The following is a 22,509-nucleotide window of genomic DNA, read 5'->3' as shown; positions in this document are numbered from 1 at the left end:
CCCGGGTAGTCGTTGTCGCCGACGAACAGATGGCAGGCGGGGATGGGCGCGCCGGTGTATCCGGAGATCAGTTCGTTGTCGTGCAAGAGGTTGCCGTGCGTCGCGCACTCCCTTGTGTGCCCGGGGTTGGCCGCCACGCAGGTCTCGTCGCAGAACCAGTCGGTGAGGAACCCGTCGGCGCCGGAAATGCCCGCGATTCTTGATGATCTTGCGGAGTTGAACGGCTGCGGCGGGGGCTCGGAATGCCGGGCGAGGTGCTCGGACTCGCCGAGGGGCAGTGCCCCGGATTGGACCCGGTGCGTCTGGGCCGGTCTTGCGGCCAGGTGCACCGGTCGCCAAAGCACGGTCGCGCCGAGCGTCATCGCTGGACAGCCGCCCGCGAATCGGCCGACGGCGAGACCGGCGAATGACGCTCTCCGAGCCCGGAAATGTTCGACAATGAACAGGTCGGGCACTGACGTGGCGATCCGGGAAGCACCCGACGCTGTCGACCGTCCGATCCTCACTGCTTGGTCTGCTGGCGCAACGCGCTCCGCTACGCGGGAGTTGCTTCGCGCATGCTTGCGGAGGGCATCGATGGGCACGACGACGCAGGCAATGCGGGTGCTGAGCGTGGCTCGTGGATCGCACCGCATACACGCCGAGGTGACGCCTGGTGCCGGAGCACCGGTGATCCTGATGCACGGCTTCCCGGACAGCCTGCACCTCTATGACCGGCTCATGCCGCACCTGGCGGGCCGGGTTCCGGTGGTCCGGTTCGACTTCCTCGGCTGGGGCCGGTCGGACAAGCCGGCCGGCTACCCGTACACCGCGACCAACCAGGCCGGCGACCTCGCCGCGGTCATCGACGCCGTGGGTAATCACGTGGACGCCGATCGGGTTGTGCTGGTGGCGCACGATGCCTCTGGGCCGCCGGCCATCGACTGGGCGCTGGCCAATCCCGGCCGGGTCGCCGGGCTGGTGCTGCTCAACACCTACTACCACTGGATCCCGAGCCTGCGGCGGCCGCCGGCCATCGCGCTCTACTCCACGCCGGTGCTGCGTTCCCTGGCCCGCGCGGCGGCACGGCGCTGGCCGGAACTGGATCGCCGTCTGTATCGGTGGCAGGTGGGCCGGTTCGTCGTTGACCCGGCGATCCGCGGACCGCTCGTGGACGAGTTCTATCCCCGGTACCTTCGGGCGCAGCCGGCTTTCTGGCGTCTGAACGACGACCTGCTCGGTGCGGTGATCAGCCGCCGCCGGCGCATCGGCGACATGCGTTGCTTCCAGCCGCCGGTGCGGGTGATCTTCGGCGCTCGCGACCGCTCGCTCAACCCTCGGGTGGCCCACCGATTCGCCACCCTGTTCCCGCACAGCGAGCGGCACCTCCTGCCCAACGCCGGACACTACGTGCAAGTCGACGAACCGGCCCGGGTCGGCGACCTGATTGCCACCTTTCAGCGCTGATCGGGTATCCCGGGTGAGACAACCAGCTACGGGGTGCCTCTCCGGGGCGGTCACGAGCAGTTCCTACGTCTCGGTGTCGAACTGGCCGGCAAGCGACACCAATATCTGGCGCTTCGACCACCAGTGCAGCAGATCCTCACTGGGGCGGACGTTCCTCAGCGTTGGCACATTCCTCGGGTCAAGCGATTGCACGCGGAGTTCAGCAGGTCCGGACCGCTTTGCTGGCGCCCGGCGTCCGTGCTGTCCAGCGGGCCGCTCCAGTGGAGACCGTAGGCGTCCCAGGTGTTGCGGTCGTGGTCGTAGGCCGAAGCGACCTGGCGAGCCAGGTAGGTGCTGTACAGGTGGTCGGACAGCGCTGTGTTGAAGATACGCAGGTCGCGCGCGTAGATGCCCTTGAACGAGAGTTGGTCCCCGTCGCATCCACTTGCCCTTCCGGTCGTCGATCGCGTCGTTTGATGTGTTCGCGGCTGAGCCGTGTGCTACGGCTGGGCGTGTGCGGGGGGTTCGCCGAGGCCGGCTCGCCGGGCGCGGACGATGGCCTGTGCCCGGTCCTCGACGCGCAGTTTCGTGAAGATGTTCGAGACGTTGTTGCGGATCGTCTTGTCGGACAGGTGTAGTCGCCGTGCGATGTCGGTGTTGTTGAATCCCTCCGCGATCAGTTGCAGTACCTCGATTTCGCGGTTGGTCAATTCGGGGAACGGGCGCGCCGCCCGGCCGGGCGCCCCGGCGGTGGCGAAATAGGCGAGTGCGCGGCTTGCCACGCCTGCGCCGAAGACGACCTCACCGGAGGCGACGGCCTCGATGGCGCGGGTGATCTGTTCCTGTTCGGCGCCCTTGACGAGGTATCCGCGGGCGCCGGCGCGCATCGCGGTGAACAGGGATTCGTCGTTGTCGAACATGGTCAGCACCAGTACGGCGACGCGTGGTGCGAGGTCGGCCAGTTCGCGGGTGGCGTCGATGCCGTTCATGCCGGGCATGTTCAGGTCCATCAGCACCACGTCGGCGCAAAGGGCCATGGCCTGTGCGACCGCCGCGTCTCCGGTGGTCGCCTCGCCCACGACGGTGATGCCGTGCGCGTCGGCCAACGCGGCGCGCAGCCCGTGTCGGAACACCGGATGGTCGTCGGCGATCAGCACGTTGATGGCGTTCATTCGGCCCTCGTCAGGGGGAGCAGGGCGGTGACGAGGGTTCCGCCGGTGGCGGCCGCGGCGACGGTGCAGGAACCGCCGAGCTCGGTTGCCCGCTCGGCCATCGAGCGCAGGCCCAGTCCGGGCCGCTGCGGTGTGGCGTGCAGGCCGACCCCGTCGTCATGTATGGCCAGACGCAGTTGACCGTCGGCGGCGGACACGTCGATCAGACACTGGCCTGCGCGGGCGTGCCGGGTGGTGTTCGTGACGGCCTCCAGCACGATGCGGTACGCGGCGATCTCGACGTCTGCGTTCAGGGCGGGCAACCCGGCCGCGTCGACGTGGACCTTGAGCCCGCCCTGGCTGCGGCGGGTCACCGTCTGCGCGTACTGGCGCAGAGCCTCGATGAGTCCGAGTTGGTCGAGCGTGGTCGGTCGCAGGTCGGCGACGAGCCTTTTGACATCCTCGAGACTGTCGCGGACCTCGCCTTCGAGGTGGCCGAGCAACTCCGCGGTCTCCGGTGCGGCGGCGGCGACGGAGCGGCGCGCGGCGCCGATGCCCAGTGCCACGCCGGCCAGCGTCGGGCCGAGCCCGTCGTGTAAGTCGCGCCGGATGCGGTGACGCTCCTCGTCACGGGCGACAGCGAGTGCGTCGCGGGAGCGGCGCAGCTCGTGAGTGAGTCGCACGCCCGCCACCGCCACACCGGCCTGCCGCGCGACCTCGCGCAGGAGGCGCTCGTCGCCCGGATCGAGAAACCGCTGACCAGGCCGCAGCCCGATGGTGAGCTGCCCGACAACCTCGCCCGTATGGTGCAGCTGCAGGTCCGCGGTGGCACCGATCTGGTGACCGTGCGTCGCCGCGGGTGCCTGCTCTCCGGCCAGGGTGATCGCGACGTGCGGTAGCCGCAGTGCACCGGCGATCGTGGAGACCATGGTCGGCAGCACGTCGTCGGGGGCGATCGCGGTGGATAGCTGCCGGGCAAGTCCGGTCAGTGCCTCATACGGATCGCGTCGCCGGCCGTAGAGCAGGCGGTCGACGGCATGCTGCACCGCGCCGCGCGTCGGGGCCAGGCCGAGGGAGATGACGACGGCGGCGACGACGGCGCCGGTGCCGCGTCCGCCCAGCGCGTTGGACGCGACACCGACGGCGAGCCCGAAGACCCCCGCGACCAGCACCGTCAGGATCGAGTAGACCAGGGTCCGGTTGAGTAGCCGGTCGCCGTCGAACAACCGGTGACGGACCATGGCCACGCCCAGCGCCACCGGTACCAGACCGGCCGCCAATGTCGGTACGAGCGCACTGACCGGTATCACCTGCGCGGCCACCACGACAGCGAACGCCGTGAAGAACCAGCCAATGCGGCGGCGTTCGGACCCGTTGGCACGGACCATCCTCAGCAGCAGGCCCAGCGCGCCGATGATCCCGCAGGCCAGCGACGCGAGGAGGCCGGCCGTGGCGAGTGCCGCCGGGATCGCCGGCGGGTTTGACGCGTCGCGGACGAACAGAAACGCCACGCTGGCCAGGGCGACCGCCGCCGCGGCGACCCACACCATCGGGCGCCACCGTTGCGAGGCCGGGCGGCCGTCCGGGAACAGCGGCGTGAGCAGCCCGGCCGCTGCTGCCATGCCCGGCAGCCAGACATAGCCGCCAATGAATGAGGCGATCCCCGTCAGTGGCAACGCCGGTCGATGGGCGGCGTACTCGGCGAGCATCGCGCTGAGCGCCTGCAGTTGGCCCTCGGCGACCAGTAGCCAGCCCAGCGCGTGGCCGGGCCGGTGCAGGATCACCACCGCACCGACCACGCCGCAGGACACGCCGGCGAGGGCCCCGAGCGGTTCATGCTCGGCGATCAGCCAGGTCATCGTGCGGCCATTGCCGGCCGCAAGAACACCCCACAGCACTGAGGCTGCCGCCGCCAGCACGGCCAACCCGACCGCGACCCGGCCGCGCAGGCCCGGCTCGCCGCGGAAGGCAGCCACGGTAGGCGCCGCACCCCCCTCGGGCGCAGCGCCTACCAGGTGGATGTCTGTTCCGGTCACGGCGTCACCGGCACCGCTTCGACGCTTCGCCCAGGCGTGCGCACCACCGCGATCGCCATCCACACCAAACCGAGGAGCACCAGCGCGGTGGCCGGGAACGGCACGCCGACCGTCTGTGCGACCTGGAACGCGACGGGCAGCACAGCGGCGGCGCGGGGGACGGCGCGGCTGCGCCATACGGCGACCATTGCGATGACGATACCGAGGCTTGCCCCGATGAAGAACATGGCCATGAAGACGACCCCGGGTAGCCCGACCAGGTGATTCGTGACGTCCACGAAGGTCGTGTGGTTGATCTTGTCGCCCTGCGCGACCGTGTAACCGATCGTCTCGACGCCTTCGATCATCGCCTGGCCGGTCAGGCCGAAGACCAACAGGATCGCGCCGATCCAGGCGAGCTTGGGCGACGCGCGCCGGGCCATCAGCAGCCATACGGCAACACTGCCGAGCAGGAACGGCACCGCGAGGATGTCGGCCGTCACCCCGAGGCCCGCCAGTGTGCGGTGCGAGGCCAGGTACGTCATATGGTCCTGGCCGAACCCGATCACATCGGCGGCGAACCAGAGTAGGCCGGAGGCGACCAGGGTGATCGCCGCCCCGGTGCGACCGGCGTACGTCCAGCCGGTCACGGGCGAGGTGAGCCGGGCCTTGACCGGCGCCGGCACGGCAGTTGTTGCGGTGGTGGTGCTCATCAGGTCTCCGTTCCCAAGGTGCCGCGCGGATCACGGCAACAGGGAGACGGTGCGGCCGGCAGTGTCCCGGGCACATCGGCGCGGTGTCCCGGCCGTGACCGGGATTCAGGAGATGACCGAGACCGCCAGAAGGTCCTTGGCCGTGCGGTGGGTCGACCCCAGCCCGTGTCGAACCTGACCCGGTAACCGTTGCGGGCGAGGATGCCGTGTCCGCACCAGATTCGGGTGCCGGTGAGGATGGTCAGGCGTGCGCGGTTCCAGCCATTGCGGTGTTTGAGGTGGCTGATGCGGCCTTCGCAGCCGGTGCGCCATTTGACGAGCCGTCGGAACGCGGGGCGTTGCTCGTGTTTTCGGCGGTTGGCGCCGGTGGTGCCTTTGCGCGGGATGGCGACCCGCTCGACGCCGAGTTCGTGGAGCTGGGTTTCGATGCGGGCCTCGCCATAGCCGCGATCCGCGGCGACGGCGCGGGGAACTCGGCCGGTGCGGTGGTGGATGCGGCGAATCGCTGGCTCCAGTTGCGGTCCGTCGACCGGGTTGCCTTCTTCGACGTTGTGGTCCAGGACGACGCCGTCGGCGTTGTCGACGACCTGGGCCTTAATAGCCGAACTCGACGGGCCGGTCGATGCGGCCCTTGCGGATCGGCCGAGCCTGCGGGTCGTGCAGGCTGACCAGACGGGTGGCCGAATCGGGCTTGCCGCCACCGAGCCGGACGCGGGCTTGAGCGGTCAGCCGCGCGGCCCGAACGAGGAGGGTGTCCAATTCGTTGACCGCACGGACCAGCCGGCCACGGGCACGTCCGTTGATGTGCAACGCCCGCAGGAACCTGCGGGCGTTGCGGGCCACCGCGGTCGTCTCGGTGGCGGCCCTGTCGACCAGCGCGGCCAGTTCGCCAGTGATGCGGAAGACCGTGGCCTGAGTCTCCTGCCGTGCCTCGGCGCCGCGCAGCCGTAGCGTCGAGGCGATCCTGCGGACCCGGCGGGCGCCGGCCCGGCCCCGGTCACGAAACCTCGTGCGGGACGCCGCTGCGGCCGCCTTGATCCGCCGCACCACGCGGCCGATCTTCACGACCGCGCTCGCGAGGAGGCCGGAGTCGGTCGGGTATTTCACGTTCGCCGACACCACGGTGGTGTCGGCGCGGACTTTCCCGTCTTCACCACCCGCGCTTCGACCGCTGTCGCGAGGAGTTGCTCAATTGAGCGCAGCCACTGCTTGTTCGCCGCAACGTGTGGTGATCTTCATCAGTGCCGTCGGGTGCGGTACCCGTTCGTCGATGTCGATCCGGCAGAATCGCCGCCACGAGATCGAGTCGGACACCTCCGCACACAGTGACTCGTATCCGAGCTGGTAGCGGTGCTTGAGGAACATCAGCCGCAGATACGTTTCCATCGGCACGGACGGCCGGCCCATCCGAGCGGAGAAGTGCGCAAACGAACGGCGTGAAGAACCGCTCATCGTCCAGCCACGCATCTACCCGTGGCAGCTGCACCGGCAGCCGCAGGTACACCTCCGGCAAACCGATTCCCACAACGACGGCTGCGCGTCTCGCGTCCGCAGCATGGCCGCAACTCCTCGCGAGTTCGCTTGCGCAGCAACGACTTCCTGTCACCCACCATCGTGACGGACCGGCATGCGCGACTCGACCGGACACGCCGACGATCATCGATCTACTTTTTTCGGTCGAAGCAGCTAGTCCGCCCCAGCTACTCCGATCGGCTCGCAGTCAACGTTGGTCGTGGACTGATAGTCCCTGGCAGTCGGTACAGCGACGGTTCCGGAGCGGCCGGTAGCGGTTACACACGACGCAGCTATTGATGGTGCTCCGCCGCCTGGCGGCATGGTCCTCAGAAGCCTGAGTCCCGCCAGCCCGGGGCTGAGCTCTTCCTGTGCGCCCGCTCGTCGGCGGGGTGACCCTTCGGTGCGGGTTGTTCGCCCTACTCGTCGATGTCCGCTCGTCGGCGAGCCGATCACCGTCGTGATTCGCGCCAGCGCGTTGGGCAACGATCGCGTGGGAGACCTCGTGGGCGAGTAGGCCGGTGAAGAAGACGAGCGCCGCTGCCACGCCGGCAGCCGCGTCGGTCCTTCACAATACGAGGACGCCGCGTGAGCTGCCCGGATGCATTCTCGGCAGGTACACGGCGGCGTGTTCGGCGGCCACCAGCCGGGCCCGGGTGGCGGCGAGGTCGCGCTCGAGCCGGCCGGATCGGGCTGGTGTTCAGGGTCTTTACATCGCCATTCACCTTCGCCATACTGCCTCCTGTACGCGCATACAGTAAGCGCGTACACACAGGATGGGGAGTCGGCCGCTGTGCGAACCGTGCCCACGGTGTATGAGGTTGCCCGGCACGCCCGGGTGTCTACCGCGACTGTGTCCCGGGTGTTGTCGGGCAACGATCGAGTCCGCCCGGAGTACCGGGAGCGGGTGTTCGCGGCGGTCGCTGAACTGGGCTACGTACCCAGCGGCGCTGCCCGCGACCTGGCCGCCAGGCGCGCCGGAGTGCTCGGATTGTGCTTCCCGGACCTGGTCGGGGATCAGGACACCGACTCGGATGCGATGTTCTGGTATGACGAGATCATTCGGGGGATGGAACGTGCGGCCCGACGCCGGGGATACGCGCTACTCATCGCGGCGTGTCACGAGACCGACGACGTCGATCTCGTGACGACCGTCGCCGGTCGGTGCGACGGCATGGTCGTGCTGGCCCGCACGGTGCCGGCGCCGGAGTTGGAACGGATCGCCGGCCGGATCCCGGTCACGATGCTGGCCGGGCCCCGTACCTCGGATGAGGCCGCGCGAGTGGTCGACCACCTCGTGGTAGCCAACCGGGAGGGTGCCCGCGAGCTGACCGGGCATTTGGTGGATGTGCACGGCTATACCGACGTGTGGTTTGTGGCCGGGCCGGACTCGCCTGACTCGGCGGCCCGCTTCGACGGTTTCCAGGCGGCCCTGGCCGAACGTGGGCTGCCGGTCGCGCAGCGTCCCCACGCGGCTGGCGACTTCACCACCGCGGGTGGGCGGCGCGCGGTCGCTCAACTCCTGGCTGACGGGCACCGTCCCAGGGCGCTGGTGTGCGCCAACGATCAGACCGCGTTGGGCGCGTTGACCGCGTTGGCAGGGGCCGGGTTGCGAGTTCCGCAGGATGTGGCGGTGACCGGCTTTGACGGTATCCAACTGGGCCAGCACGTACGGCCCGCCCTCACCACGGCCACGCAGCCGATGCGTCAGCTCGGCGAGAAGGCCGTGAGCATGCTCGAGGAGCGTCTGGCCGATCCGACGCTCGCGGCCCGGCTGGTCGAGATGCCGGTACGGGTCGACGTCCGGGAAAGCTGTGGCTGCACCTCCGAAATCTAACGATGCCCTGGCACTCGTTGGACGCCCTCTCACCGGCGGTCGCGCCGATCACTGCCGGCCGCACCGACAAGGAGTCACAAAATGACGCAACGAGGCGCTGTAGCGCTCCACGAAGATGGCGTGGGTAGCCCGGAGGCCGTGTGTCTCGTCGCGCCGGGTCCACACCCATCTGCCGCGAGCGCATCGCACCTCCACGTGGCCACGGTTCGATGACGTCGACCGACGCGCGTACTGACTTCGAGACGCGCATCTACCAGCGGCTGACCGACACCGCCGGCGCGGACGAGGGCACCCGGCTACCCGCACCGACCGATCTGAGGGCCGAGGCGGCCACGGGACACGTGCGGCTGTCCTGGAAGCCCGTGGCCGGAGCGGCCGGCTACGTGATCGAACGCGCCGAGGCGGGATACGTTCCTGTCATCGTCGACCACGGTGGCGCCGACGTCCCGGCCGTTGCCCAACTTGCCTTCGCCGACACCGGTGTTCGCGACGGGACCACGTACACCTACCGGGTCGGGGCCGTCCTCGGCGCCGACTATCCGGTCTGGACCTGGTCGGAGCCGATTTCCGTCGACACGTCGCAGGGCCATGGTTCGGCCCGTACACCCGTCGTCGCGGTCAAGGTCGACGCCGCGCATGTGGTCGGTAACCTTCGCCGGGTCTGGGAAATGATCGGCTCGGAACGGCTGTCACAGCTGCTGCTCGACGGCGACCAGAAATGGATCGCCGACGAGTTTGCGAGCGCGTTGCGGCGCGTCCACGACGACCTCGGGGTACAACGTGTCCGCGCGCACGCGATCCTTCACGACGATAACGACGTTGTCCGGCGCGGTCGCGATGGCAGTGTCACGTACTGTTTCGATCGCGTCGACGCGATCTACGACCAACTGCTCGACATCGGGATCCGGCCCGTCGTCGAACTGTCGTTCATGCCGGCCGCGCTCGCCCGCGATGCGCAGCAGACGGTGTTCACCTATCGCGGGATCATCTCGCCACCGGCCGACTGGTCCGAGTGGCGTGCGCTGATCACAGCGTTTGCCGAACACCTCATCGGCCGGTACGGCATCGACGAAGTCGCGCAATGGTCGTTCGAGGTCTGGAACGAGCCGAACCTCGTCGTGTTCTGGACGGGGACAGTCGAGGAGTACCTGCGCCTGTACGAGGAATCGGCACGCGCGTTGAAGGCAGTTGATCCGAGACTGGCGGTCGGTGGCCCGTCGACGGCAGCGGCCGAATGGATCGAGCGTCTCGCCGCCCACGCCGAGCACGCCGACGTGCCGCTGGACTTCGTCACCAGTCACACGTACGGCAACCTTCCGCTCGACGTACGGCCGGCACTGCACCGGCACGGCTTCGACGAAACGCCGGTGTGGTGGACCGAATGGGGCGTCGGCTCCACGCATTTCGGCCCGATTCACGACACCGCCTTCGGTGCACCCTTCGTGCTGGCCGGGTACGCCGTGGCGCAGCATCATCTCGACGCGCTCGCCTATTGGGTCGCCAGTGACCACTTCGAGGAGCTCGGCCGGCCGGATCGATTGTTCCACAACGGATTTGGTCTACTGACGGTAGGCAACCTCGCGAAACCGCGCTATTGGGCGGCGCATCTGGCCGCGCATCAAGGCGACCACGTGCTCGCTCACAGTGTGGACGGCGACGGCGCAGCGGTTCTCGTACAGTGCTCGGCCACCCGCCACGACGACGGCACGATCGATGTCCTTACCTGGAACGGCACCATCAACGCGACCCTCATGTCCGGTGACGCACGGCTGGACCGCAACGTCCGGCTGGAAGTCGGCGGAGTCGATCCGGCCATCACCTACGACGTCACCATTTCCCGGATCGACGTGAACCATTCCAACATCGCCGCCGCGTGCCCGGCCGACACCGTCTGGCCGGACGAACAGCTGTGGTCGCGCTTGCGCGCGGCCGATGCGCTCGCGACCGAACCGATCGTCCCCACCGAGGGTGCATCGACCGTGACCGGACTCCGGTTCGACTACTCACTGCCCATGCCGGGCGTGGCGCGTATCCGGTTGCGTCCCGTCCGGTCGACGTCCGGGACGCCCCAGCAGCGGTCCTCGGATCAACCGGACTGACACAAGGAGAGACCATGAAACGCCGCACGCCAATGCTGTTGTGCGCCGCGGCCACAACCGTGGCACTGTTCGGGACCGCCGCCTGCAGCGGCTCGGACGTGAAATCCAGCTCGTCCGCCGGCAGCGGCACGCTGACGATCCAGGGCGACGCGGGCAACCCCACCCTCGTGGAGAACTTCAACCCGTTTGCCAGCACGGCATTGCACGGCCAGTTCCTGATGTACGAGCCATTGGAGATTCCCAGCCCCATCGACGGCACGTACACCCCGTTCCTCGCGACCGGTTACAAGTTCACGAATCCCACGACCCTCGTCTACACCCTGCGTCCCAACGTGAAGTGGAGCGACGGGCAGGCCTTCTCGGCCAACGACGTGACCTTTACGTTCAACCTGCTCAAGAAGTTCCCGGCGCTCGACACGCGGGGCATCTGGGCGCAGGTCGCCAGCGTCAGCGGGGCGGGCAACACGTTCACTGTGACGTTCAAGCAACCGAACGTGCCCTTCGCCGCCCAGGTGGCGCAGGTGCCGATCGTGGCGGAGCACGCCTGGTCGTCGGTCGCTGACCCGGTCAAGTACACCGACACGAAGCCGGTCGTGACCGGTCCGTTCACGCTCGACACGTTTGCGCCGACGCAGTACAAGCTCAAGAAGAACCCCAACTACTGGCAGGCCGACAAGGTCACGCCGTCCGAGGTCGCATTCCCGGCACAGGCCAGCAACCAGGCCACGAATCAGCTCGACGTGACCAGCGGCAAGTTCGACTGGGCCTACACGTTCATCCCCGATGTCAAGAACACCTACGTCAATCGCGACTCGGCTCACAACACGTACTGGTTCCCGCCGGGCGGCACGATCGGGCTGTTCCTGAACCTGACGAAGGCGCCGTACGACAACGTGAGCTTCCGTAAGGGGGTCTCCGAGTCGCTGAACCGCACGACGATCGCTCAGAAGGCGGTAAACGGCTATCTGGATCAGGCCAGCATGTCCGGCCTCATCCTGCCCAACCTGCAAAAGTGGCTCGACCCGAGCATTCCGAACAGCGGCAACATCACGCAGAGCGCCTCGCAGGCGCAGCAGGACTTCGCGGCGGCCGGCTATCACCTCACCGGTGGCAAGCTGATCGGCTCGAACGGCAAGCAGGCCACGATGACGATCGTGATGCCGGGCAACTTCAGTGACTGGGTTGCCGCGGCGAAAGAGGTCGCCACCGAACTCGGTCAGGTCGGCATCAAGGTCTCGCTCGACGAACCCCAGTACGCGCAGTATTCGACCGCCACTCAGGGCGGCACGTTCGACGCGGCGATGGGCGGCTTCGCCGGCTCGGGTGACCCGTACACCGACTTCAACAACGGGCTCAACAGCTCGTTCGCGGCTGCGGTCAAGACGCCGACGGTCAACAACTTCCAGCGATTCAAGGACCCGAGCGTCGACCAGGCACTGGGCGCGCTAGCCGCCGCCACCGATCCATCGGCTCAGCGGAATGCCACCTTCGCCCTCGAGCAGGTCATGTACAACCAGGTGCCGGTCGTGCTGCTCTACTATGGCGGTAGCTGGGGCCTGTTCCGGGACAACCACTTCACCGGTTGGCCGTCCGCGCAGAACCCGTACACGCTGCCGACCAACTACACGAATGCCATGCTCGTCGTGGCTACCCGCCTGCAGTCGGCTTCGTAGGCCCAGCCGTGCGTTACATCCTGCGGAAGGTGGCGCTGTTCGTCATCACGCTCTGGGCCGCGATCACGCTGAACTTCGCGCTGCCCAGGCTCATGCCCGGCTCCCCGGTCGACGCGGCTCTAGCCAAGATCGCGTCGACCGGGCAGGCCATCACGAATACCCAGCGCCACGCGATCGAGGTGCAACTCGGCGTCCCGCACTCCAATGTGTTCAGCCAGTATGGGCAGTACTGGAAGAACATCTTCACGCTCAACTTCGGCCGGTCCTACTCATTTCCGACCGAGACCGTCACCCACACGATCGGCAAGGCGCTGCCCTGGACGATCGTGCTGGTCGGCAGCACAACAATCATCGCGTTCATCGTCGGTACGTTGCTCGGCGTGTACGCCGGCTGGCGGCGAGGCAAGGCGGGCGACTCGGCCGTGACGATCGGCGCAACGTTCTTCGGCGCATTCCCGCCGTTCTGGCTCGGCCTGCTGCTGCTTTATCTGCTGGCATTCAGGTTCGGCGTGTTCCCGCTCAAGGGCGGCTACAACGAAGGCGCGACACCGTCGCTCACGTGGCCGTTCGTCCGGGACGCGATCGTCCACAGCATCCTGCCAGCCGCGACACTCGCGATCACGACCTTGTCCGGTTGGGTGTTCGGCATGCGGAACAACATGATCAACACGTTGGGGGAGGACTACGTGACGTTCGCGGAAGCGAACGGGTTGCGTTCGCGTACGGTCGCGCTGCTCTACGCCGCCCGCAATGCGTTGCTGCCCAACGTCACTGCGTTCGGGCTCTCGCTCGGCGCGGTCGTCGGCGGATCCGTCCTTGTCGAGGGCGTGTTCAGCTATCCGGGCCTCGGGAATCTTCTCTACATCGCGGTATCCAACCACGACTTCCCCTTGATGCAGGCCCTGTTCCTCGTCATCACCGTGAGCATGCTCGTCGCGATCTTCATCGTCGATCTGCTCTACGTACGACTCGATCCGAGGGTGCGCCGATGAGCGTTCTGACCAGCACCCCGACCCCACCACCGCAGGTGCCCGGTGCGGCCGCGGCAGTCACGGCCGGCGGCGAGAGCCGCGTACCCGGCTCGTTGCGTGTTATCGGGCGCGCCTTTCGAACTCTATGGAGCAACGGCAAGGCCCGTATCGGGCTGATCATCATCGCGCTGATGGTCCTGGTCGCGATCTTCGCTCCACTGATCGCCAATCACTCGCCGACCGCCACGACGTTCCAGCCGTACCAGAACCCGAATGGTTCGAACTGGTTCGGCACAACCGGCAACGGTCAGGATGTCTTCTCTCAGATGGTGTACGGTGCCCGGGTCTCGCTGCTGGTCGGACTGGTGTCCGGTGCCGTCGCGACGATTGTCGCCGTCACGATCGGGCTGATCGCCGGCTACCGGCCGGGACCGGTCGACGAAGGCCTCAGCTTCCTCACGAATCTGGTGCTGGTCATTCCCGGTCTGCCACTCATGATCATTCTGGCGGCGTATCTGCAGAGCCATTCGGTGTGGACAATCATCCTCGTCGTCGCATTCACCAGTTGGGCGACCGGCGCTCGGGTCATCCGCAGCCAGGCCACCACGCTGCGAACCCGTGACTTCATCACGTCGGCGCAGTTCTCCGGCGAGCGGCTCCATCGCGTGGTGTTCCGGGAAATCCTGCCCAACATGACGTCACTTGTGGCCGCCAGCTTCTTCGCCGCTGCCACGGCGGCCGTGATGGCCGAGGCGAGCCTGGAGTTCCTCGGCCTCGGCGATCCCAACACCGTGAGCTGGGGCACCATCCTCTACTACGCCCAACAACAGAATTCGGTGCTGACCGGCCAGTGGCTGTTGGTGTTCGCCCCCGGTCTCGCGATCGCGTTGCTCGCCACGGCCTTCACGCTCGTCAATTTCGGCGTCGATGCGTTGTCCAACCCGAGACTCAGGGAGAAGTGATGGCGACGTCGCAACATCCCCGCGAGCCAAGCAGCCCACCGCCGCAACCGGAGGCGAGCGAGTCCCCCCTACTCGCGGCGAAGGGGGTCAACGTCGTCTACGAGCCGGCGCGCGGCGTGCGCATCTGGTCGGTACGCGACGTCAACGTGACACTGCGACCAGGTGAGTTCGTCGGTCTGGTCGGCGAATCCGGATGTGGCAAGTCGACGCTCGGATTTGCACTCACCCGGATGCTGCGCCCACCGGCCCGCCTACGGTCGGGCGAGATCTTCTTCGACGGTAAGGACATTTCGCTGCTCGATGGCGAGGACCTTCGTCGACAGCGACGCGGCGGATTCGCGCTCGTTCTGCAGAGTGGCATGAACACGCTCAATCCGGTCCGGACCGTGGCCCACCATTTCGGCGACATTCTCAAGGCGCACAAGGTTGAGGGCGAACACTGGGGCCAGGCCGAAATCCGCAACCGCGGCACCGAATTGCTCGACAAGGTGCAGCTGGACGCGTCGCTGCTCGACCGCTATCCGCACGAACTGTCCGGCGGCATGCGGCAACGGGTATCGATCGCCCTCGCGTTGTCCCTCCAACCTCGGATGATCATCTTCGATGAACCGACAACCGCGCTGGACGTCATCGCACAGAAGGCGGTCATGCAGACCATCAAGGATCTGCAGCGCGAAGACGGCTTCACCGCGATCCTGATCAGCCACGATCTCGGTGTTGTACTCGAGGCGACCGACCGCGTGATGGTGATGTACGCCGGCGAGATCGTCGAGGATCAGCCGTCGCGGTCGCTCGTCGGCGGCGCACATCATCCGTACACCGAGGCACTCCTGCGTTGCTACGCCGATCCGCGGGCCGAAGAGATCCACCTCGGTGGCATTCCCGGCACCCCGCCCGACCTCTCGCTGTCGCTCGCCGGCTGCCCGTTCACGCCGCGTTGCCCACTCGCCGAAGACATCTGCCGGTTGAAGGACCCGCCGCTGGCGGCCTTGGGCAATGGCCTAGCCGCCTGCCACGTGCGGGCTCGCAAAGACAGCGCGCCGGTCGATGGTGGTGTGCCAGCCACGGTACGGCAACCCACAGCCCAGACATCGGCGGACGCCGAGGCACCCCCGACACCGTCCCGGCAGGTACTGGCTGATGCGGATGGCACGGAGGTACGCGATGTCCACTGACGCGACCGGGCCGGCAACGTCCACGCCAGCCGCACCGCCGACCCGCCACCCGAACACGCAGGCGCTGACCATCGCGCACGCGACGAAGATCTACAAGGCGCGCGGCCAAGGACGTGGCGCGAGGGTCACCGCGGTCGACGACGTCTCGTTCGTGATCGAACCGGGTGCCGCCATCGGGCTCGTCGGCGCGAGCGGCAGCGGAAAGAGTACGTTGGCCAAACTCATCACCGGATCGGAGCGGCCGACGAGCGGGACCATCCGCTTCGGCGACATCGAGGTCAACGCGCTGCGCTCGGGCGGGCTTCGCGACTATCACGGCCGCGTGCAGATGGTATTCCAGGATCCGTACGGCGCGCTGAATCCGTTGCACACGGTCGAGTACACGATTATGCGGCCGTGTCAGAACATCCTCGGGCTGTCCGCGCGGGATGCCGTGCGACGGGTGCATGAGCTCCTGGAGATCGTCGGCCTGATGCCGGCGGCACAGTACGCAACGAAGCTGCCGCACCAACTGTCCGGCGGACAGCGTCAACGTGTCGTGATTGCGCGAGCACTGGCCTGCGATCCCGACGTCATTGTGGCCGACGAACCGGTGTCGATGCTCGACGTGTCGCTGCGCGCCGGCGTGCTGTCGCTGCTACGGCGGCTTCGCCAAGAGCGCGGGCTCAGCCTGCTTTACATCACGCACGACCTGTTGAGCGCACGCGTGGTGACCGATCACATCCTCGTCCTCAACCGCGGTCGAATCGTCGAGCGCGGCCAGACGAAGTACGTCCTCCAACATCCCGAGGACGGCTACACCAAGCGGCTGCTCGATGCCGTGGCGACACCGTTCGTCCGGCAACCACCCGCCGGCGCGGTGGGCGCATCGGCAGATACGACCGCGGCCTGAGGGCTGTGTTTTCGAGCGGTGTCAACCGACGCCGCCCGCCGTCGCAGGGGTCTGTCGCCTGATCGCGGCCGGAAAGGATCTCCGTAGCCAACCGGCGCCGACCCGTAGCGAGGCGCCACGTCACCAGGCACGAAAGAGGGGCTCAGGATGACAAAAAGGCAGTCGACGATCGCGCGCCGAGCGTGCGCGTTGGCCGGCGTGATCGTGCTCGCTGTGTTCGGAGTGGCCCAACCAGGAGTGGCCCAGCCCATGTCGGCCAACGGACATTCGGCCGGATCGCATTCGGTCAAGACGTACACCGGTTTGACCAACGGGCAACGGGCGAACCTCATCGGCATCGCCCGAGATACCTGGAAGTTCTTCGCCGACGATGTCGACCCGGCAACACATCTGCCGATGGACAACGTCAGCTATGCCGGCGGGTCGGCCACGCCGACGTCGACCGGGCAGTACACGGGTGCGTCGAATATCGGGGTCTACCTGTGGTCGGTGGTCTCGGCCGAGGACCTCGGCCTGGTCTCCCGGTCGACGGCGCGGACGCTCATCTCAGCGACGCTTACCGAGGTCAGTCACCTCGATCGCTCGAACGGATTCCTCTACCAGTGGTACGACACGACGAACGGCAAGGTGCTGCTGAATCCTGGTCAGGGTGATTGTCCGCGCGTCGGCAACACGTTCGACAACTGCTCGTTCCTGTCCAACGTCGACAACGGTTGGTACGCCTCGGGTCTGATCGTCGTTCGTCAGGCGATGCCGGAGCTGGCGCGGCAAGCGGACGCTCTGCTGAACCAGATGAACTTCGGCCTCTTCTACGACAATCGCGCGGAGACACATTGCAACGTCAATCCGGCGATCCCAGGCAACCAGCCGACCGGCCAGATGTACGGCGGATACTACGTCGGGTCGCCCCCGGACGTCGGCGACAACTGGACGCACTACTACCACAACGGCGCGCTCTACAGCGATCCGCGGATCTCGGCCTACATCGGCATGGGCCTGCACCAGATGCCCGGCAACGTGTGGTGGCGCAGTTGGCGCGAGTTGCCGCCACCGGCGCCGTTCGCCGACTGCGCAACGGATCCGGACTTCTCGTGGCAGGGCCAGTGGCCGATGGGCGGGCAGTGGGACAGCATCACCGATCCGGTCTCCCACCAGCAGTTCCCGGTATGGGAGGGCCACTACACGTACCCGAACTCGGACCTGAGCTTCATCCCGACCTACTCCGGCGGGATGTTCGAGGGGCTGATGGCCAACGAGGTCGTGCCGGAGACGAGCTGGGGTCCGACGAGCTTCGGTCTGGCCGACTCGCGCACCGCACAGGTCCAGATCAAGTACGCCACGCAGCAGCTGGGTTATCCGGTCTGGGGCATGTCGCCGTCGTCGACCGCTGATGACTCCGGCAATTACGGCGGCTTCGGCGTAGAGGGCCAGCAGTTCCCGTACCACGGTGCCGGTGCAACGACGGTGGACCCGAACGAGGCGCTCTCCCAGTGCAACAACTGCGCCACCGAAGACACGGTCACGCCGCACGCATCGTTCCTCGCGCTCGACGTGGCGCCGCAGCAGGCGTACGCGAACATCCAGAAGCTGCGCACGCAGTTCCCCGGCGTGTACGGCACCAACGGGTTCTACGACTCGGTGAACCCGACGACCGGATCGGTCGGCCACCGGATCCTGGTGCTCGATCAGTCCATGATTATGGCATCGCTGGACAATGCGCTACGCAACCGTGCGGTGCAACGTGATTTCGCGAGCGACCCGGTGTCGTGGGCCGCTCAGACGTACCTCGGCGTCGAGCACATGACGCTCGGCGAGTAACACTGTTCGGCCCAGCGGGCCTGTAGCGCTCATGTGCTGCAGGCCCGCTGTGTTGGTCCGTGGCAGCGCCACTCGACGGCGCCTGGGTGTACCGCTTCGACCACGGGTCGTCGAGCTTCGTCGGCCGCCTCGGCGCCGCCCACGCGGACGGTCGACATCACCCGCCAGAATCCCTCCTGGATCTCCAGCGCCGGTGAGATGATCTCGACTACCAAGGATCTCAACACGTTCATCTCCGCATTGCTGGGCGGGAGGCTTCTGCCACGCCCGTTGCTGGCCGAGATGCTCAAGCCGCACGCGACCAGCGACCCGACGAGCGACCACGGCCTCGGGTTGTTCGAGCTGCACGCGGACGCGAACTGCAGCGGCACCATCCTGATCAACCACAACGGCAGCGTCCAGGGCTACGCGACGCTGATGTACAGCACGCCCGACGGCAGTAAGTCCCTGACGGCCTCGCTGACCTACGTGGACGACGTTGCCGCCGCATCGTCCCTGCAAGGGGTGTACACGACGGCGGTGCAGATGCTCACCAAGTTGGGAGTTCTGCGGCGGATAGGCTGGCTCGGCCGACGGGGCGCAGCGGTTCAGTCAACGGGGTTCATCATAGACGTTCAATGGATAGATCGTAGAGATCCGGTGTACCGGTATGCGTCCTGTATGGCGCCGTCAAGGGAGGCAGATAGCTTCTATGCAATGGAGGCCGAAATTGCCAATGTCAATCTTCAAACGCAACCCAGTAGCCGCCGCCACCGTCCGTCCATCGTGGATTCGACCGGCGGTCATCGCTTTCCTGGTGGCCGCGGCGACCGCGGTTCCGGCCAGCGCCGCCCACGCGGACGGGCTTCCCGTTCCCAGCGGGGGTGACTTGGCCTCGGCGCCGCCGGCGCTCACGCCGCTCACCTCGGCCGCTGACCTGGCCAAGACGGCGCTGGTGCCGCACAACGACGCCGCGGCGACGCTGGCGCAACTCGACAGCGAGATGCCGCTGCGAACGGTGCACCAGGTGCTCGCCAGCGCCAACCACTCGATGACCACCTCATGCAGCGCCACGGAGCAGGAGGCGCTCCCGATCAACCCCTCCGCCACGGCGGCGTACTGTTGGGAAGCCGGTGACGCCGCGACGCAGCTGTGGCTGCCGCAGGGCATAACGACATCCGGCGACGCCGAGGCCGACGGGTTGTACGGCGGCGACAAGGTGATCCTGTCGGGGTGGTCCTACAACGGCAATCCGGAACCGGCCGGCCACAACGCCAGCATGGACGATTGGGCCAGGGTTGCGTTCATCAACGCCAACGACCCCACCAACTTCACGTACCGCTGGGTGTTTCTCGTGGTTCCGACCTCGGGCGGCACCAACTTCCGCCCGCTAATCTCGCACCTCGGCGGGATGGCGTGGTACGGCGACAAGCTGTTCGTGACCGCGCACTGGGGCGACGCCGACAACAACCAGATCTACGTGTTCTCGATGTCGCAGATCCTTCAGGCGCAGGTCAACTCGACCGCGGTGGGCAAGGTTTCCGGGGGGTACGCGGCAGGCGGCTACCAGTACGTGATGCCGGCGATCGGCTCCTACAGCGTCGCTTCCGGGGTGGCGTGCAATCCCTCGACCGACACCGCCGTTCCGTGCTTCGACGCCGGCTCGCTCGACCGCAGCACCTCTCCCGTGAGCCTGCTGGTCAACGACTGGTTCAGCTCGGGCGGGACGCAACCGGCCCGGCTGATCCGCTACAACTTCGGCAGCGATGGCAACCTCAGCCTCAATGCCAGCGGACAGGCGGTCGCGTCCGAAGTGTATGAGACCCCGATCGTAGGCATCCAGGGCTCGATGTCACACGCCGGGCAGTATTATGTCGCTGACGCCCGAGGTTCGGAGGGCCAGCACGGCATCATGAACCGGCTCAACGCCACCACCGCGGGCGCGACGTTCAGTTGCGACTCCGTTCCGAGCGATGCCTGCTGGGCGCAGCACTCGGAGGGCATCTCGCTCTGGGGTGAGACTGTCTGGTCACAGACGGAATGGGCGACCAATGGGAAAATGCACTGGATTGCGCCCGCTGTGCGGCGGCGCGTGCTGTTCGCGATGCCGCTGTCGTCTCTCAGCGGCTAGTGTGCCGCCGCCGTCGGCCACCGTGCCAACGCATGATCTGCGGCGTTGGCACGTTCATCGGCGTGTACTCGTTGGGGGACGATCCGTTGGGGCAGCCGCTTACGGTAGACCTCGGCCCCATCGTGGTCGCCTCAGCCACCGGGGATCCCGCACCTGTCGCGGCTGCAGTAGCTGTGGCCGGGGCCGGAGGCGGACGGCTGTGGTCAGGAGGCGAGCGTGGCCAGTTCACGCTCCTCGGGCAGCGGCATGCCTGAGCCGGCGCCGACGATATGGAGGCAGACGTGGTCGGCACCGGCCTGGCGATGCGCGAGGACGCGCCCGGCATGTGCCATGAGGCCAGCGGTGGAGGCCATGTTGAGAATGGTCACAGCGGAGATCAACTCCAACTGGATGCGGCAACATGACGTAATACAGGCCAGTACACAGACGTGTTAGTATTGGCTGGTCCATTGGATGTGAGGGTATAGGCCGACACGAGGCGACACTCCACAGTGGAGCTGGATCAAGCCTGGGGGTCAAGGGATCGTGGGTTCAAATGCCGCCGTCCCGACGCGGGTCAAAGGGCATATTCCATCGATGGATATGCCATTTCGTCGTCTCTGAGTGACTAACTGCGTGGCTAAGTGGTCCTGATCGTTAATTCGTCGGGGATCACGCGGCAACTGCCGAAACGCCTGACTCGTGGGCGGCGATGTGGGTGAGGGGATGTCGAGGTCCTTCTTCGTGTACCTCCAGTTGAACGGCCTTGCCGCGAGGTTGTAGAGGTCCTGGAAGGCGGTCAACCGGTTCTCCACGTCGGCGAGGTCGTCGAAGTCGTTGGGTGTGACCACTTTGCGTTGCACGACCGAGAAGTAGATCTCGCATTGATTCAGCCAACTGGCATGTACCGGGGTGTGAATCATCCTGGCGGTGGGCCAGGTCTGCGACGTCCGGTTCCAACCATGCGCTAATCCTCGCCGGAAGCGAGGACTTTTGCGGCGCTGACATTGCGGTCGTGGGTGGCAGCACCGGTTGCTGGGCGGCCAGCACGTCATATCAGCGTGCGTCGTCGGCTCCTGTCACTGCTCGAAACGTCCGCCTCTGCCGATTATGTGGTGTTCGCCGGGTAGCTTTGCGGCGCTTCATTGGTATGCCTTGGCCATGGCGTGGAAGGACCGCTTGGGGGCGAGGCTGCCGTCGGGCATGAGTTTGCATACCCCGTAGGAGGCTATGTCGAGGTCGAAGCGCGGGTCGGCGTGGTGCGGGTACTCGTAGCCGGCGAAGGTGAACCAGAAGGCGGTGTCCACGCCTTCCTCGTCGAAGAGGGCGATCATCTCGCGCAGGTAGTGGGCCTGTTCTTCCTCATCGCGGATGTAGTCCCCCTTGATATGGGGCGGGTCGGCGTCGTGATCGACGACATCCATCCAGCCGATGCCGCCGCGTTGGGCCGCGCCTCGGTAGGTGCAGCAGCCGAACTCGGTCGCCGCGAGCGGTTTGCCGTGCTGGAGGTATTCCTGCACGCCTTGGCGGAAGGCGTCGCTGGTGTCGCCGTAGGCGTCGGCGCTCACGATGTCGAAGGGCGTCCAATCGATCTGTTCCCATGTTCCGGAGGCGTAGGTGACTTTGCCGCGGAACCGTTCGCGCACCGTCGCCGCGGTGTCGGCCAGCACGGCGTCCAACCGGGCAGGGATCTCGGCGAGCCGGGTCGCTGCCTCGGGGCAGCCGCTGGCTAGGGCCTTGATCCTGGCGAGGCTGTCGTCTCCGGGGAGGAAACCGGCGGCGAACAGGCTCAGCTCGCAGCCGGCGACGAAGACGTCGGCTCCCACCTCCTGGGCGCGGTCCGCGCAGTCGGCGAAGTACGGCAGCAGCTCCGTTGCGGGCAGTTCGCAGGGGAACGGGGAGAACCAGACCTCCAGCCCAGCGTCGGAGGCATGCCGGGCGGCGATCGCTAGCCGCTCGGGATCGCCGCCGGTGATCCGCACGGCATCGCAGTGCAGATCGTCGGCGATGACACGGATCTCCCGTCGAACCGCGTCGGCGTCGAAGACGGGCCGCGAACTGCGTCCACCGGGAGTGAAGCCGGTGTCGTAAGTGATGCCTTTGGCACGCATGTATCGCTCCTCACTAGTGTGACCGCGCGCGGTCACCGCTCGATATCCGACTCGTCGCGGCGGAAC

At 67.0% G+C, this 22,509-nt stretch carries 16 protein-coding genes and 1 pseudogene; 11 read left to right on the top strand and 6 right to left on the bottom strand.

The features are described 5' to 3' along the window. Positions 1-576 precede the first annotated feature (576 nt). On the top strand, positions 577-1,446 hold the full coding sequence (locus Raf01_RS35235) for an alpha/beta fold hydrolase (protein ID WP_203922428.1): 870 nt from the start codon (positions 577-579) through the stop codon (positions 1,444-1,446). Positions 1,447-1,925: 479 nt separating this feature from the next. Here the strand turns inward: Raf01_RS35235 and Raf01_RS35230 are convergent, their stop codons facing one another. The 4 genes and pseudogenes from Raf01_RS35230 to Raf01_RS35215 form a co-directional block, all read right to left on the bottom strand. Then, positions 1,926-2,597, bottom strand: coding sequence for a response regulator (locus Raf01_RS35230; RefSeq protein ID WP_203922427.1), 672 nt, complete (start codon positions 2,595-2,597; stop codon positions 1,926-1,928). Continuing rightward, positions 2,594-4,552, bottom strand: a complete 1,959-nt coding sequence (locus Raf01_RS35225) for a sensor histidine kinase (protein ID WP_203922426.1) — start codon at positions 4,550-4,552, stop codon at positions 2,594-2,596. Before Raf01_RS35225 ends, Raf01_RS35230 begins: the two co-directional genes overlap by 4 nt. A gap of 56 nt (positions 4,553-4,608) precedes the next feature. Further along, positions 4,609-5,304, bottom strand: coding sequence for a hypothetical protein (locus tag Raf01_RS35220; protein ID WP_203922425.1), 696 nt, complete (start codon positions 5,302-5,304; stop codon positions 4,609-4,611). 188 nt (positions 5,305-5,492) lie between these two features. Continuing rightward, a pseudogene (locus Raf01_RS35215) lies at positions 5,493-6,861 on the bottom strand (ISNCY family transposase); the annotation flags it as partial. Between the two features lie 748 nt (positions 6,862-7,609). Between Raf01_RS35215 and Raf01_RS35210 the strand changes: the two are divergent. From Raf01_RS35210 to Raf01_RS35165, 10 genes are all read left to right on the top strand, one after another. Next, a complete protein-coding gene (locus Raf01_RS35210; RefSeq protein WP_239134218.1) occupies positions 7,610-8,653 on the top strand; it encodes a LacI family DNA-binding transcriptional regulator in 1,044 nt (347 codons plus the stop codon). Between the two features lie 209 nt (positions 8,654-8,862). Further along, on the top strand, positions 8,863-10,752 hold the full coding sequence (locus tag Raf01_RS35205) for a GH39 family glycosyl hydrolase (protein WP_203922423.1): 1,890 nt from the start codon (positions 8,863-8,865) through the stop codon (positions 10,750-10,752). A gap of 14 nt (positions 10,753-10,766) precedes the next feature. Next, positions 10,767-12,425 carry an ABC transporter substrate-binding protein gene (locus Raf01_RS35200; protein WP_203922422.1) on the top strand — a complete coding sequence of 553 codons (1,659 nt, stop codon included), beginning with the start codon at positions 10,767-10,769 and terminating at the stop codon, positions 12,423-12,425. 8 nt (positions 12,426-12,433) lie between these two features. Beyond that, positions 12,434-13,417 carry an ABC transporter permease gene (locus Raf01_RS35195; RefSeq protein WP_203922421.1) on the top strand — a complete coding sequence of 328 codons (984 nt, stop codon included), beginning with the start codon at positions 12,434-12,436 and terminating at the stop codon, positions 13,415-13,417. Between the two features lie 35 nt (positions 13,418-13,452). Next, a complete protein-coding gene (locus Raf01_RS35190; protein ID WP_203922420.1) occupies positions 13,453-14,358 on the top strand; it encodes an ABC transporter permease in 906 nt (301 codons plus the stop codon). Beyond that, positions 14,358-15,533 (top strand): ABC transporter ATP-binding protein, encoded by a 1,176-nt coding sequence (locus tag Raf01_RS35185; RefSeq protein ID WP_239134231.1) that lies wholly within the window; start codon positions 14,358-14,360, stop codon positions 15,531-15,533. Before Raf01_RS35190 ends, Raf01_RS35185 begins: the two co-directional genes overlap by 1 nt. Continuing rightward, positions 15,523-16,425 carry an ABC transporter ATP-binding protein gene (locus Raf01_RS35180; protein ID WP_203922418.1) on the top strand — a complete coding sequence of 301 codons (903 nt, stop codon included), beginning with the start codon at positions 15,523-15,525 and terminating at the stop codon, positions 16,423-16,425. The genes Raf01_RS35185 and Raf01_RS35180 overlap by 11 nt, the downstream gene beginning before the upstream one ends. A 147-nt stretch (positions 16,426-16,572) precedes the next feature. Continuing rightward, the gene (locus Raf01_RS35175; RefSeq protein ID WP_203922417.1) at positions 16,573-18,243 is read left to right on the top strand and encodes a glucoamylase family protein; all 1,671 of its coding nucleotides are present in this window, start codon (positions 16,573-16,575) and stop codon (positions 18,241-18,243) included. Between the two features lie 33 nt (positions 18,244-18,276). Continuing rightward, positions 18,277-19,110 (top strand): serine hydrolase, encoded by an 834-nt coding sequence (locus Raf01_RS50995; RefSeq protein WP_203922416.1) that lies wholly within the window; start codon positions 18,277-18,279, stop codon positions 19,108-19,110. 139 nt (positions 19,111-19,249) lie between these two features. Then, the gene (locus tag Raf01_RS35165) at positions 19,250-20,353 is read left to right on the top strand and encodes a hypothetical protein (RefSeq protein WP_203922415.1); all 1,104 of its coding nucleotides are present in this window, start codon (positions 19,250-19,252) and stop codon (positions 20,351-20,353) included. 203 nt (positions 20,354-20,556) lie between these two features. Here Raf01_RS35165 and Raf01_RS35160 read toward each other — a convergent pair whose 3' ends face one another. Together Raf01_RS35160 and Raf01_RS35155 are read right to left on the bottom strand one after the other, a co-directional pair. Next, positions 20,557-20,721: a hypothetical protein gene (locus Raf01_RS35160; protein ID WP_203922414.1), complete on the bottom strand. Its 165-nt coding sequence runs from the start codon at positions 20,719-20,721 to the stop codon at positions 20,557-20,559. A 753-nt stretch (positions 20,722-21,474) separates the two neighbouring features. After that, entirely contained in the window at positions 21,475-22,443 is a 969-nt protein-coding gene (locus Raf01_RS35155) for a glycoside hydrolase family 113 protein (RefSeq protein ID WP_203922413.1), read from the bottom strand. Positions 22,444-22,509 lie beyond the last annotated feature (66 nt).

This window comes from Rugosimonospora africana, assembly GCF_016862975.1.
GTDB lineage: Bacteria > Actinomycetota > Actinomycetes > Mycobacteriales > Micromonosporaceae > Rugosimonospora > Rugosimonospora africana.
This window is presented reverse-complemented; position numbering and strand designations above follow the sequence as displayed.

Excerpts from the sequence above, each read along its gene's own strand:
- Raf01_RS35200 (WP_203922422.1), top strand. The coding sequence starts at position 10,767 with ATGAAACGCCGCACGCCAATGCTGTTGTGCGCCGCGGCCACAACCGTG.
- Raf01_RS35230 (WP_203922427.1), bottom strand. The coding sequence starts at position 2,597 with ATGAACGCCATCAACGTGCTGATCGCCGACGACCATCCGGTGTTCCGA.
- Raf01_RS35205 (WP_203922423.1), top strand. The coding sequence starts at position 8,863 with ATGACGTCGACCGACGCGCGTACTGACTTCGAGACGCGCATCTACCAG.
- Raf01_RS35180 (WP_203922418.1), top strand. The coding sequence starts at position 15,523 with ATGTCCACTGACGCGACCGGGCCGGCAACGTCCACGCCAGCCGCACCG.
- Raf01_RS35185 (WP_239134231.1), top strand. The coding sequence starts at position 14,358 with ATGGCGACGTCGCAACATCCCCGCGAGCCAAGCAGCCCACCGCCGCAA.
- Raf01_RS35220 (WP_203922425.1), bottom strand. The coding sequence starts at position 5,304 with ATGAGCACCACCACCGCAACAACTGCCGTGCCGGCGCCGGTCAAGGCC.
- Raf01_RS35235 (WP_203922428.1), top strand. The coding sequence starts at position 577 with ATGGGCACGACGACGCAGGCAATGCGGGTGCTGAGCGTGGCTCGTGGA.
- Raf01_RS35175 (WP_203922417.1), top strand. The coding sequence starts at position 16,573 with ATGACAAAAAGGCAGTCGACGATCGCGCGCCGAGCGTGCGCGTTGGCC.
- Raf01_RS35155 (WP_203922413.1), bottom strand. The coding sequence starts at position 22,443 with ATGCGTGCCAAAGGCATCACTTACGACACCGGCTTCACTCCCGGTGGA.